This is a genomic window from Deltaproteobacteria bacterium (genome assembly GCA_016178705.1).
Lineage (GTDB): Bacteria > Desulfobacterota > Binatia > HRBIN30 > JACQVA1 > JACOST01.
In genome coordinates, this window is the sequence record JACOST010000029.1 from 1 (window position 1) to 13,655 (window position 13,655).

Genomic DNA, 13,655 nt, shown 5'->3' on the forward strand with positions numbered 1-13,655 from the left:
ACCTGAGCAACGGCGGCCCAGAACAATTCTCGCAACCGGGCATCGTGAACACCAAGCAACGACCTGTCACACTGCGCCCGCAGACGTCGCTGCTCATTGTGCCCGCGCGTTCATTGGCCCACCAGAGCAGCGCCGCGCTGCTCGGCTTCTCGCAATGACAACTTTCGTTGCGCTCAAACTGAGACACTACCGAGGTCGATATAGCTGACCGGGATCACTGCACCTGCCGCTCTTGAATAGCGCATCTCCAATTCGTAGCATCAGCGCGTGAGTGCCGAGAGCGCCAAGAAGGCCCCGAGCGCAGGCGAGACCCTCGGTCGCCTACGGGAAGAACTGGCCCAGTTGTTTCTCGAACGGGGCGATCTCATTGACGGTGCCCTATGCGCGCTGCTCGCCGGCCAACATGTGCTGATCATCGGGCCGCCCGGGACAGCCAAGTCGATGCTCGCCGACGAATTGTGCCGCCGTCTCGATGGCGCACAGTACTTCCAGTGGCTGCTCACCAAATTCACCACGCCGGAGGAACTGTTTGGCGCCGTGAGCCTCAAAGCGCTGGAGAACGACGACTACCGCCGCGTGACCACGCACAAGTTGCCGGAAGCGCACATCGCGTTTCTCGATGAGGTCTTCAAGGCCAACTCGTCCATCCTCAACGCCATCCTGACGCTCATGAACGAACGCCGCTTCCACAACGGACGCGAGGTCGGCACCGTTCCGCTGATCACACTGTTCGCCGCCAGCAACGAACTCCCCGAGGAAGACGAGTTGCAAGCCCTGTACGATCGCTTCCTGGTGCGCTTCGTCGTCGGCTACATCGATGAGGACTTCCGCTTCCTGAAGATGCTGCAGGCCAAACCGCCGGACACTCGCACGACGCTATCGCTCGCCGACTTGCAGGCGCTGCAAGCTGCCGCGCACGAGGTGGCCGTTCCGGCGCACATCTACCGATCGCTCGCCGATTTGCGCAAGCAGCTCGCGCGCAAACACATCATCGCGTCGGACCGCCGCTACCGTCAGTGCCTGGCGCTGCTGCAAGCGCGCGCGCTGCTGCTCGGACGCCACGAGGTCGTGGAAGACGATCTCTTCCTGCTCGATCACGTTCTCTGGCGCGAACCGGCTGAGCGCAACGAGATCCACGCCGCGATCCACGAACTGCTGCGCGGATACGAGGATGAGGTCAAGGTGCTCCTCTACCAGACTCGCGAGCTGCGCGATTACGCGCATCGCCAGTGGGAGAACAATGAGCTGCGCAGCCGCGCCGTCGTCGAAGCGCACACCAAGATCCGCAACATTCTGGCGAAGGTCGCCACCATCCTCGACGAGGCGCGTGCCGTCGGCCGCCCCGTCGACACCGTCCAGAAGGTCAAGGACGAGATCGAAGGCATCCAGCAACGGATGCTGGAAGCGTTGTGAGAGTCGTGAGATCGTGAGCCGTGACTCGTGAGTCGTGACTCGTCATCGGATGCCAAGGCGCGTGACGGAGCCCGAAGGCGCCGTGGGCATAGCCCTGCTGTTTGCGACTCACCACTCACGATTCACGATTCACGACTCACCCCTCACGCCTCACGAGTCACGAATCACGAACCGCAATGAAGACCTCCTGGATCGAGACTGACTCGTACGATCGCGCCGCACTGGCGCGACTGCGGGACGATTCGCCGTCGCTCCAGGCGTTGAGCGAGAGCGGCAGCAAGCTCCTGCCGCACTTCGACGGCTTCGTGCTCGATCTGTTCGCGTTGCTGTTCAAGCTCACCATCGTCCCGCATCCCGAGGCCGATGTCGTGCCGAGCGCCAGCTTCTACCGAGTCTTGGTCGATCAGCTACGCACGACGCCGGTGCTCGACACCTTGCGCCAGCAGACCGTACTCGATGAAACCCGCGCCGGCCTCGCCACGCTGCTGCTCGGCGAACGCCTGCTGGAATTGATCAAGTCGGAACGCATCCTGACGCGCGCCGAGATGTTGGACTTCTGGAATCTCGAACAGCAAGAGGACGAACTGAGCACGCGTCGCGATGAAGCCGACACTGCGGCCAACCTCAAAGGGCAGACGTCATCGAAGGCCACCGAGCGGCAACTCGCCGAATTGGAAGGCCGCATGCGCCGCGAGATCGACGGCGCCGAGCGCCGTTTGCAGCAGCGCACGAAACAGATGCTGAACGCGCTCAAAGACACGGCCGAGCGCAGCCGCGGTCGCGTCGAGTCACAGGCGCAACGCGTATTGCAGGACCTCGAAGACACCGCCGAGCAGTCCGACAGCTGGAGCGTGCAACTCGGCACCGGCCAGCGCTCCTCGCCCGGCGCCCAGCTCGAACTCGGCAAGCGGTTGGCGAACAATCAAAAGCTGCGGAAGCTAGCGCACATGGTCGGCCGCATGCGCGAAACCGCGCTGGCGTTGCGGCAGAAGATGTTCGAGCGCGCCGACGCTGAGATGTACGAGATCTCCTCCGGCGCCGAACTCAGCCGTTTGTTGCCATCCGAACTGCTGGCGCTACGCCATCCCGTGCTGCGCCGCGACTTCGCCCGCCGGTTCCTCGATGGCGAGCTGCTGCAGTACGCGCTGCGCGCGCGCGAGGAGAAAGGCAAAGGCCCGCTGATCGTCTGCCTCGACGGCTCGTCATCGATGGCGGGCGACAAGGAAATCTGGTCGAAGGCGGTGACCCTCACGCTGCTCGACATCGCGCGCCGCCAGCGTCGCCGTTTTCGTTCGATCTGCTTCTCCTCCGCCGATATGCCGTTGCAGGTGCTCGACCTCAACCAATGGGAGCGCTACGCCGCGCAATTGCCGCAAGTGCTCGAACTCGCCGAATACTTCCCCGGCGGCGGCACCGATTTCGAAAAACCGCTCAGCGCCGCACTCGATTGCTTGCGCCACACCAAGCACCGCCGCGGCGACATCGTCTTCATCACCGACGGCGAGTGCCGTGTGACCCCCGAGTGGCTCACCGAGTTCAAACGCGCCAAGGAGAAGCTCGGATTCTCACTCTTCTCCGTGCTGATCGACATCGGCCCAAGCGCCCTCGGCACGCTGCAAGAGTTCAGCGACAAGATCGCCACTGTCTCGCAGCTCACCAGCGACGCTAGCAAGGATATTTTTCTCAAGTTCTGAGCGGCGAACTGCGACGCCAACAGCAATCTCTTGGTCACGAATACCGCCGGAATTTCGGCAAGTGCGTCCGGGCGTGGAGCCATGCCATCATGCAATAGCGAGCGAAGACACCTATGGCACGAAGGAAGATCAAACTATCCGAGAGAGAATGGACTGCGCTGCTGAACGGCATTGCGAAGCTCGATCGGTTGGCCGCTGCCACGGTGGTGACGGAGAAGACGGGACCGCGGGGACGCCATAGCGACAACATGAAACGGGTTCGTGCTCATCTCGCCAAACTCAACGGGATGACCGATGCGCTAGAAGCGAAGATCGCGGTGCTGGACTCGCAACTACCACCGCGCCGAACGCGTGCTCGCTCAAAATATGACACTACTGCGGTCGCGCACGCAGTTAGCTGCGGCTTGCGCGTAGTCAAACCGTGCGCCCATAGCCGAGCCAGCCGGGAAGGTTGGCCTCACACCAAGCGCGATAGTCACTCATGGTATCGAATGAACGATATGGAGCATCGTCGAGCACCGGTTTGTACGTGGAGATGAAGGCGTAACAGAACCGGAGACGCAGCGGCCGCCGCGCCGCCGCCTCAAACTCGGCTTCCCACTCTTGATCTAGTTCGTCCGAGCCGTGCATTACCCGTAGGCTAGAGCAATCCTGGCGAACCGGCAAACACGCAACGCGCCAAAAGAGGTCGCCCCTTTTCAGGCGCGCCGAGGGCTTGCGCAGAAGCCGCGCGCAAGTGCATTGTGCAACTCCAGCGAGGTGACCGATGCACGACTTGGTGATTCGCAACGGCACGGTGGTGGACGGAACTGGGCGCCCGCCCGTTGAAGGCGACGTAGCGATCGACAACGGTGTCGTCGCCGCGGTGGGCGATGTCGCGGCGCGTGGGCGGCGCGAAATAGACGCGAAGGGATTGCTGGTCGCGCCCGGCTGGGTCGATGTCCACACTCACTATGACGGTCAAGTGACCTGGGATCCCCTGCTCGCGCCATCGAGTTGGCACGGCGTGACGACGCTGGTGATGGGCAACTGCGGCGTCGGCTTCGCGCCGGTGCGCCGCGGGCAAGAGGACTTTCTCATTGAGCTCATGGAAGGGGTCGAAGACATTCCCGGCACGGCGCTGCACGAGGGCATCGACTGGCGCTGGGAGTCATTCCCCGAATACATGGACGCGCTGGCGCGGATGCCGCGGGTGCTCGACGTCGCCGCACAGGTGCCGCATTGCGCCATCCGCGCGTATGTCCTCGGCGAACGCGCACACGATCTCGATCTCACCGACGACGAGATCGCCGAAATGTCTCGGCTCACCACGGAGGCGCTGCGCGCCGGCGCGGTCGGCTTTTCAACCTCGCGCACGATTCTGCATCGCTCGCGTCACGGGCTGGTGCCCGGCACGCATTCGAAGCCCGAAGAACTGCTCGGCATCGGCCGCGCACTTGGCAACGCTGGGCACGGCGTGTTCGAGATGGTGTCGGATCTCCAGGGGCAAGAGCCCGATCTGTCGTGGATGAGCGAGTTCTGCCGCGCCACCGGACGCGTGCTGACGTTCGCGCTGGCGCAGTCGCCGATGCAACCGACCGCGTGGCGCGAGACCCTTGCACGCATCGACGCGCTCGCCGCCGAAGGGCTGCGCATCGTGCCGCAGGTGCCGTGTCGGCCGACCGGCATGCTGTTCGGACTGCAGAGCTCGCTGCATCCGTTCATCACGCATCCGGCGTACCGAGATGAATTGGCGCGACTCCCGCTCGTTGAACGGGTCGCGCGAATGCGCAATCCCGAGATGCGCGCGCGGCTGCTCGCGGAGGAGCCGTCGACCAACAATCCGATCGCTCGCGCGCTGATGAGCAACTGGAATCACATCTATCCGTTGGGCGATCCACCCGATTATGAGCCGGCGCCGGAGACGAGCGTCGCCGCTGCCGCCAAGCGAGAAGGACGCCGTCCCGAGGAGGTCGTGTACGACTGGATGCTCGAACGCGATGGCCGCCAACTGCTGTTCGCCCCGCTGGCGAACTACGTCGACGGCAACTTCGATGCCCTCCGCGAGATGATGCTGCACCCGCGCACCGTAATCGGCTTGTCCGACGGCGGCGCGCATTGCGGTCTGATCTGCGACGCCAGCATGCCGACATACTTGCTCACCCATTGGGTGCGTGACCGCAAACGCGGCGAGCGCATCCCGCTCGAACAAGCCGTGCGATTGCAGACCGGCAACACCGCCGCCGTCTACGGCCTCCCCGATCGCGGCACACTCGAAGTTGGGAAAAAGGGTGACGTCAACGTGATCGACCTCGACGCGCTGCGCCTGCACGCCCCCGAGATGGTTTTCGATTTGCCGGCTGGTGGCCGTCGCTTGGTGCAACACGTCGACGGCTATCGCGCCACGGTCGTATCGGGCGAAGTCACGTTCGAGAACGGCGAAGCGACGGGCGCGCGACCGGGTGCGTTGGTGCGCGGTCGTCAGCAAGCGAGCTGAGCGCGTCTTCTTCGCGCCGTAGGGGCGATGCATGCATCGCCCTCCGTCTTCTCCGCGGTGACAACTCAATTCGCGGGCGACGCATGCGTCGCCCCTACAAGAGGCAGGAAGTCCGGTGGAAGGCCGCATTGGCAGCCACGTTGATCGATGATCGCCACAGGCAGCCTTGACTCGCTGCGATAGCCCCACCACAATCCGCGCGCCGCCGCTTCTCCTTTCACTGAACCGCGACTGTCCTGCCCGCTGATTGCCGTCCGCGCGCTCACCTGCCTGTAAGGCTTACAACGGCTGTTGTAAGGACCTCCACGCTCAATCAAGTATATCGACCTCTACGTCCGCGGATCGCGGCGCCGGTGCCCGCGCACGTCCGGCACAAGGATTGCCCTAGCGACTCGGCATCGACTCAAGTCAGTGCCGATGGCGATGAGTTACGCTCCACGATCCCACGCCGCGGACCCGCGTGATGGCTCCGGCGCCCGCGAATTCTCCGGCACAGCCAGCGCCCGTAGCGCGCACACGGCCCGCGCCCCGCCCGTCGAGCCCTCAGGCCGAGAAGTTTGTGAACGCCCGCACTGAGGCATGACCAACAAACAGGAGGAAACGACAATGAGAAGGCTTGCTTTGACCATCATCATTGGCGCCGGCACGTTCGTGCTCGGTGCATCTCCGGTCCGCGCCCAGGGGAGCCTCGATCATCTGCTCTGCTACCGAACGCATGATCCGCTCCAGCTCAAAACGGCGGTCGACATGATCGCCGAGCTGCAGCCCGAGTTCAGTCAAAAGCGGTGCACGCTGATCAAACCCGTCGAGTTTTGCGTCCCCGCTTCAAAGGAGAACGTTCAGCCGCCGGCAGCAAATCCGAGCATCGTCGGCCAACCGCTGCAAAACGACTACGTTTGCTACCTCGCCCAGTGTCAGGATCACACTTCGCCGCCAGACAAGCTCGTCGCAGATCAGTTTGGGGAACGCGCCGAGACCAATTTCCGACCCATCAGGATTTGTGTTCCCGCACGCAAACGCCCGCTGACGTGCGGGCTCACAGGGGACGGGATGTGCGGGGGCGCCTGTTCGCGCCCGGGAGATCAATGTCGAGCCGATGGATCCAGCGGGAAATGCGTGTGCAAGCCAACGCGCTGCCATGGCGACGCTGATGAACACGGAACATGTGGCGGCGCTTGCCGCGATCCAAACGACCGCTGCCTGCCCAACGCGGACAATGAGTGCACATGTCAGCCGCCTCCACCACCACCCTGCGGCTTGAACCCAGCCGCGGGCATCTGCGGAGGCTCATGCCTCAATGCAACCGACCAATGCGCCAAGGACGCGGCCGGCAACTGCACCTGCCAACCGCCGCCAGCGACACCGACGCCGACGCCGACGCCATGCACGTGCGGCTCGACGTGTGTCGCTGCTGATGGTGCGATCGGCCAGTGCCAGCCAGTTGCGGGCTCGACGCAGTGCGAGTGCGTGGCACCTCAGCCGTGCGGGCTCGACCCCGCCAGCAACACGTGCGGCGGCGGCTGTTCCGCTGCCAACCAAGTCTGTATGCCATGCACCGGCACCGCTTGTCCGGCACCGTGTATGTGCAAGTAGACTTGTCCCACCCGTGGGCGGTCTGTCGTCGGCCGGTCATGCCGGCGCGGACCGCCCATCCCGCAAATGAAGCGCAGCCCGAACTCTACCCGCGGCGGACAATTCCGCCCTCCCGAGTTCTTCTCGTTGGCGTCGCACGGATAGACCTCGCTACCTTGACTCGCTGCGACAGCCCCACCACAATCCGCGCGCCTTAACATCAGGCGAGAGGAGATGCGCCAAATGCCCCACGATCCAATCACCGCGAAGACCACGAAGATCGCCGATCATCGCGAACCGATGTTCCATCACCCGGCGCACGCAGAGGCGGCTCAGCGCAAGATCGCGGAGTACACCACCCGTACCGGGCGCAAGCCGAACGTGCTCGTCGTACTCATGGACGATGTCGGCTGGGGTGATTTCGGTTGTTACGGCGGCGGCGTGGCCGTCGGCGCGCCGACGCCTCATATCGATAAGCTCGCCTCGCAAGGGCTACGGTTGACGTCGTGTTACTCCGAGCCGTCGTGCACACCGTCGCGTGCGTCGCTACTCACCGGCCGCTTGCCGATGCGGCATGGATTGCAGCGTCCACCGATGTATGGCGAGAAAGGCGGGCTGCAAGGCGAGACGACCCTCGCGCAGCTGCTCAGCGAATCCGGCTACGTGACGCAAGCCGTCGGCAAGTGGCATTTAGGCGAGAACGCCGAGTCGCAGCCGCAGCATGTCGGCTTCGACGACTTCTACGGCTTCCTGTCGGTCTCGGATATGTACACCGAGTGGCGCGATCCCTACTTCTTTCCCGAAATCGTCTACAGCGCCGAGCGCACGCAGTGGGTGCAGAACCAACCGTTCAACAAATGTTTCGTCCACGCCACCCGCGGTGCTGCGCTGGAGAACGTCGAAGAGGTCACGATTCCCGTGTTGTCGACGTTGGATGACAAGTGGGCCACCTACTCGATCGACTTCCTCCGCCGCAGGGCGAACGAGAGCAACCCGTGGTTCCTCTATCACTGCACACGCGGGGCGCACTTCGACAACTATCCGCACGAGCGCTTCCTCGGCAAATCACCGGCGAAGCATCCGTACAAGGACACGCTGGTCGAACTCGATGACATCGTCGGCCGCTTGGTCGCCACGTTGCGCGAGACCGGACAGCTCGAACACACGCTGATCTTCGTGTCATCAGACAACGGCCCCGAGATGGAAACCTGGCCCGACGCCGCCTACACGCCGTTTCGCTGCGCGAAGGGTTCGACGTGGGAAGGCGGCCAGCGCGTGCCCGGCATTCTCGCGTGGCCCGGCATGATCGAGCCCGGCCGCGCGTCGGACGGTTTGTTCTCGCAGACGGATCTCTTCCCTACCATGCTGTCGCTTGCCGGTCTGGGTGAGAAGATTCCTTCCGATCGCTACACCGATGGTGTCGACCAGAGTTCGTTCCTCCTCGCGCCCGACGGCGACTCCAATCGCAAGTATCAATACTACTGGCTTGGGCGCACGTTCTCGGCCCTGCGCGTCGGCGAGTACAAGTTCATGGTGGCGTCGATTTCCGACACTGACCACGACGTGCTCAACCCCGGCGGCTTCACCGGCGTGAGCCAGCGCTATCCATACGGGCGCCTGTACAATCTCTACCTCGATCCCAAAGAAACGCGCAGCTACCTCATCCGCAAGCTCGCCTACCTCGAATCGTTTCAAAGCGGCATGCGCAATCACCTCGCCACGTTCAAGAAGTATCCCCCGAAAGTCGTCGTCGGGTTGGCGTGAACGGAGTGTAGGGTGGGCATTGCCCACCGCTCCGCCCCGATTCCAATCGATGCATGGTGGGCAGTGCCCACCCTACCGATTGAGCGCAGGAACCTTTCCGAGCGCACTCACAACGCCAGCTGCTTCGGCGGCCGCACCACGATCTCGGCGATGTTTACGTGAATTGGCTGCGTGACCGCGTAGAGCACCGCATCGGCCACGTCGTCGGGATTGCCGAGCACCTGCTTCATCATCGGCTGCAACTTGTCCATCACTTCGTCCGGCAAGCGTTCGCCCTTCTTGACCTCGACCTGCACGCCCGTGGCCTGGATGAACCCGGCGACGAACGCCGGATCGAAGTTGCGGGCGAAGTTGGTGGCGATGGCCCCCGGCATGATGTTCACCACGCGGATCGAGTCCTCTTCCAACTCGCGCCGCAACGTATTGCAGATGCAGTTCACCGCATGCTTGGTGGCGCCGTACACCCCGGAATCGCCGCGATGCGCCGCGATCGAGGAAATGTTTACGATGTGTCCGTCGGCCTTGCACTGGCGCATAGCGCGGATCGCGGCCTGGGAGCCGACCAACAAGGCGAGCACGTTGGTGTCGAGCATCGCGCGCCATTCCTCGGGGTCGGCGTCGACGATCGGCGTCGGGTACGACAAGCCGGCGTTGTTCACCATGATGTCGAGCCGGCCGGTTTCGCGCAGCGCGCGCTGCACAAGGTCTTGCACTTGCTTCGGCTCGCGAACATCGATGGCGGCAACACTAGCCCGTCCGCCGCTCGATTCGATCTTCGCCTTCGACGCGTCCATGGCGTCGCGCGTGCGGCCAGCGAGATACACGTGCGCGCCGGCCGCACCGAGCTTCTCGGCAATCGCACGACCGATGCCGCTCGATGCGCCGGTGACGACCGCGGTCTTCCCTTTGAGTGGTGAGGTGTGGCTCATCGGATCTCTCCTTCTCAGTGGCTCGCCTAGTTTAGCGACCGTTGAACAATACATGCTCGATAGCTCACGCACGGTATCCCTCTCCCACATTACTGGCGGGAGAGGGCGAGGGTGAGGGCTTCCACAGCAGGCGGCGAGGCCTGCTCGCCCTTGCGCCGCAAGCTCGAGCGAGGTGGTTCCCTCACCTCCATCCTCCCGCCAGTGTTGCGGGAGAGGAGGCCTCGGTAGCTCGGTGTCTCTCATGATGATGCTTCGCGCCTCTCGACGGACCTCTACGCTGGCTGATGGCAGACGGCCTCAACGTTGTTGCCGTCGAGATCGAACACGAAGGCTCCGTAGTAGTTCGGGTGGTATTGCGGACGCAGTCCCGGCGCGCCGTTGTCGCGACCGCCGGCGGCGATGGCCGCGCGATGAAACGCATCGACCGTCGCGCGGTCGGCGGCGGCGAACGCGACGTGGAGCGAGCGCGTGGCCTCGCCCGCCGCAATCCAGAAGTCGGGCTTGCCCGGCACACCCAACCCGGCAACGCCCGGAAACTCCATGATGATCTGGTAACCAAGTGGCGCGAGCGCCGCAGCGAAGAACCGCTTGCCGCGTTCGAAGTCGGCGACGTGGAGCGTAATATGGTCAAGCATGGCTTCGCCTCCGCAAGGTTGAAGGAAGTGGTTCACTACTGAATGAGTTGCGGTGCTAGCGCAACCCAGTCCCGATCATTCGCTTCATTCGTTGCGATAGTGCAGCGCGAGCCAGACTGTCTTCTGCGCTGGATCGGTCCACTCGACGCGATGACGGCGGTGCGCTGCCATCAGCACATGATCGCCGGGACGCAGACTCACCGGCTCCGCTTCATCTTCGAAGCGCAACGTCGCACCGCCACTGAGGAGCACGACCCATTCGCAACGTTCCTGGTCGTACCATTCGCCGGCCGGCGTCACCTGCCCCGCCGAGACGATCCGTTCGAGTCGAAACGACGCGGTCTCCAGCAACGGTTCGATCAGCTCTTGCGTCAGTACGGGCGGAATCGCAGCGAACAGATTGGATGGCATCATCCTCGCCTCTCTTAGCTCGGCTGAGACAGAAGCGGATCAGCCACCGCACTCGCCCAGGGCATGGTTCACCGCCTGAATGATCAGCGCGATATCAACCTCGACACCGTCCGGAACGCCTTGCGGGCACGCCGAAAGTGGTGCGCTACCGAGTGCGATGTTCACCAGCGTGATGAGTTCCTCGACAGTCACAGTGGTGCTGCCATCGCAGTCGCCGGCGCAGAGCGGCGGCGGGGGGATGGTCGTTGACGTCGGACTGGCAGAAACGATCGGCGTCGGACTTGGCGTCGCTGACGCGGTGGACGTCGCCGTGGTGGTCGCACTGGTGGTGACAGTGCTGGTGGCGCTTGGCGTCGCGGTGCTGCTCGCTGTCGGCGTGACCGTACTTGTCGAGGAACTCGTCGCCGTCATACTACTGGTCGGAGTCAACGCGAGCGTGCCGGTGCGGGTCGGACTGCCGGTCGGCAGGCCGGTGACCGTGCGGGTCGGACTTAGGGTCGCCGACGCGGTGGGGGTCCCCGTGGCGGTCGCACTGGCGGTGACGCTGCTGGTGGCGCTTGGCGTCGCGGTGCTGCTCGCCGTCGTCGTGACCGTACTCGTGGCCGTGCGCGTCGCCGTCACACTACTGGTCGGGGTCAACGTGAGCGTGCCAGTGCGGGTCGGACTGCGGGTCGGCGCGCTGGTCAGCGTGCGGGTCGGCGTGGCGGTGATCGACGCGGTAGCCGTGAAGCTCGCGGTCCGGGTCCGTGTTGCCGTGACGGTCGCCGAGGGCGTCGCGGTGGCGGTCACCGTGCGTGTCACCGTCGCGGTGCGCGTCGCCGTGCGCGTGGAGGTAGCGGTGCGCGTGAACGTCGTGGTTGCGGTGTTCGTTGGGGTCCGGGTTCGCGTCGGCGTTGCGGTCGACGTGGCGATCGCGGGGGTTCGGCTCGGAGTCGGCGAGGGAGTCGGCGTCGGCGTAGGGGTCGTCAGGGACACGGGCGCAGAGAACTCGGAGGTCTCGGTGCCCAACGGCGCAACCACAGTACTGGTGGCGGTGACGTGAGGTCCGCTCACCGGCCCGTTGAATGTCCAGGTGCCGCCGGAGGTGACGACACCCAAGCCTTCGAAGATGCGACCTTCATCCTCTGCGTCCGAGAAGATTTCCACGACGCAGGTGCCGCACGCGGTACCGTGGAGCGGATCGATCCCCTCGATGGTGGGCGGCGCGAGGTTGTTGTTGCCGTCGTTGATGAGCGCGATGCCGGCATCGCCGTTGGAGTAGATCGAGTTACCACCGACAATCGTGTTGGCGAAGACCGGCGGTGATGCGCCGTCGATGCGGACGCCGTTGCGGCCGTTGAAGGCGATGGTGTTACCGGCGTCGGCGTTCAGGGCACCAACGATGTTGTGGGACGACTGATCGGAGATGTAGACGCCATCGGATAGGTTTGGCAGGGGCGTGGTCCCGTCGGCGGCGGTGCCGATGCGGTTGCCCACGATCTGCGTGTTGGTGGATTGGATGATCTGGACTCCGAAGCCGCCGCTAGTGGAGGCGCCGGAGATCAGATTGCCGAACGGGTAAGTCCCGCCGATTGTGGCACCATTCGCCTGGTAGACCATGACGCCGGGGCCGCTGTTGGGCACCGCGGCCGTGCCGGCGGAGTTGGTGCCGATGTAGTTGCCCTGGACACCTGTGTAGAGGCCGTGGACCTGGATGCCGACGCCGACGTTGCCAGACACGACGTTTCCGCTTCCTACCGCGCCGCCGATCTCGACGCCCACCGCGTAGCTCACGATGCCTGCCGAACAGTCCATGCTTACGCCATTGCCGATGGCCTGGTTGCCCGTGACATCGGTGCCGATAAAGTTGCCCTGAATGATCGAGCCGGTCGCCGCTTGGTCGATGACGACACCTTCGTTGATCTTGTTGCCGGAGATCAGGTTGCAGTCTCCGGTGCACGCGCCGAATGTGATACCGCTCGTCCCGCCGATCCTATCGCTACCACCCTTGTCGATGATCCCCTTGGCGGCGTTCGGGGTGATCGCGGCGGTGCCGGTGACATCGGTACCGATGAAATTGCCGCGCACCCGGGCGCGGATGGCGAGGAGATCCAAGAGCACGTTTGCCTTGAAGTTCGTCGCGCCGGAGATGACGTTGCAGTCGCCCGTGCAGGGGCCGCCCGAGGTGGCACCGCCGATGTGTACGTCGTTGCCGCCGAAGACTTGCACGCCGAAGCCCTGGTTCGGCACGGCCGTCATGCCGGTGGCATCCGTACCGATGAAGCTGCCGAAGACCGAAACATCGTCGGCGTTGATGAAGATGCCGTCATCGGCGTGGTTGTTGACGACGAGGTTGCGAACGATCGTGCCAGAGCCACCGTTGACGGTGAGGCCGTGGTGTCCGCTGACCGGTGGTCCGCCGGGTCCATGCAGCTCAACGCGCCCGGCGCCGCCATTGATCGTGACCGCTTCTGTGATGGCTGGAAGCGGCATGGCGCCGATGTTGATGGTGGGGGTACCGGCGCCGATATTGAACATGATCGTATCGTTGACGCCTGCCCCAGCCGAGCAACCGTGGTAGCCGGCGTTGGTGTTCGCGGCGATGATCGCCTCACGCAGTGTGCAGGTAGCGTTGTTGACGTCTTCGTCGGCTGCGGTGTTGACGATGATGGTGGCCCCGCCGCGAGCAGGATGAGGCCAGACGATGGCGACCATGCCTGCGATGGCCATCCCGAGAATCTGAGAGCGCGCCTGCATGGGCGTATGTCCTCTCGCGCCGGTA

General features: G+C 64.1%; 10 protein-coding genes. 4 read left to right on the forward strand and 6 right to left on the reverse strand.

The genetic code is table 11. The features are described from left to right. Positions 1–267 precede the first annotated feature (267 nt). Together HYR72_20825 and HYR72_20830 are read left to right on the forward strand one after the other, a co-directional pair. Positions 268–1,413, forward strand: coding sequence for an AAA family ATPase (locus HYR72_20825; GenBank protein MBI1817426.1), 1,146 nt, complete (start codon positions 268–270; stop codon positions 1,411–1,413). Positions 1,414–1,589: 176 nt separating this feature from the next. Then, positions 1,590–3,107, forward strand: a complete 1,518-nt coding sequence (locus HYR72_20830) for a VWA domain-containing protein (protein MBI1817427.1) — start codon at positions 1,590–1,592, stop codon at positions 3,105–3,107. Between the two features lie 414 nt (positions 3,108–3,521). Here HYR72_20830 and HYR72_20835 read toward each other — a convergent pair whose 3' ends face one another. After that, positions 3,522–3,737, reverse strand: coding sequence for a hypothetical protein (locus HYR72_20835; GenBank protein ID MBI1817428.1), 216 nt, complete (start codon positions 3,735–3,737; stop codon positions 3,522–3,524). A gap of 136 nt (positions 3,738–3,873) precedes the next feature. Here HYR72_20835 and HYR72_20840 point away from each other — a divergent pair, with 136 nt between their 5' ends. Beyond that, positions 3,874–5,583, forward strand: coding sequence for an amidohydrolase family protein (locus HYR72_20840; GenBank protein ID MBI1817429.1), 1,710 nt, complete (start codon positions 3,874–3,876; stop codon positions 5,581–5,583). Between the two features lie 543 nt (positions 5,584–6,126). Here HYR72_20840 and HYR72_20845 read toward each other — a convergent pair. Beyond that, on the reverse strand, positions 6,127–6,363 hold the full coding sequence (locus tag HYR72_20845; GenBank protein MBI1817430.1) for a hypothetical protein: 237 nt from the start codon (positions 6,361–6,363) through the stop codon (positions 6,127–6,129). 1,026 nt (positions 6,364–7,389) lie between these two features. On the opposite strand from HYR72_20845, the gene HYR72_20850 reads away from it, so the two are divergent. Next, on the forward strand, positions 7,390–8,919 hold the full coding sequence (locus HYR72_20850) for an arylsulfatase (protein MBI1817431.1): 1,530 nt from the start codon (positions 7,390–7,392) through the stop codon (positions 8,917–8,919). Positions 8,920–9,026: 107 nt separating this feature from the next. On the opposite strand, the gene HYR72_20855 is transcribed toward HYR72_20850, so the two are convergent. The 4 genes from HYR72_20855 to HYR72_20870 form a co-directional block, all read right to left on the reverse strand. Next, positions 9,027–9,848: an SDR family oxidoreductase gene (locus tag HYR72_20855; protein ID MBI1817432.1), complete on the reverse strand. Its 822-nt coding sequence runs from the start codon at positions 9,846–9,848 to the stop codon at positions 9,027–9,029. A 272-nt stretch (positions 9,849–10,120) separates the two neighbouring features. Continuing rightward, positions 10,121–10,483, reverse strand: coding sequence for a VOC family protein (locus HYR72_20860; GenBank protein ID MBI1817433.1), 363 nt, complete (start codon positions 10,481–10,483; stop codon positions 10,121–10,123). Between the two features lie 84 nt (positions 10,484–10,567). Next, on the reverse strand, positions 10,568–10,897 hold the full coding sequence (locus tag HYR72_20865; GenBank protein MBI1817434.1) for a phosphoribosylaminoimidazole carboxylase: 330 nt from the start codon (positions 10,895–10,897) through the stop codon (positions 10,568–10,570). 36 nt (positions 10,898–10,933) lie between these two features. Next, complete coding sequence (locus tag HYR72_20870; protein MBI1817435.1) at positions 10,934–13,630, reverse strand: CSLREA domain-containing protein; 2,697 nt, start codon at positions 13,628–13,630, stop codon at positions 10,934–10,936. Positions 13,631–13,655 lie beyond the last annotated feature (25 nt).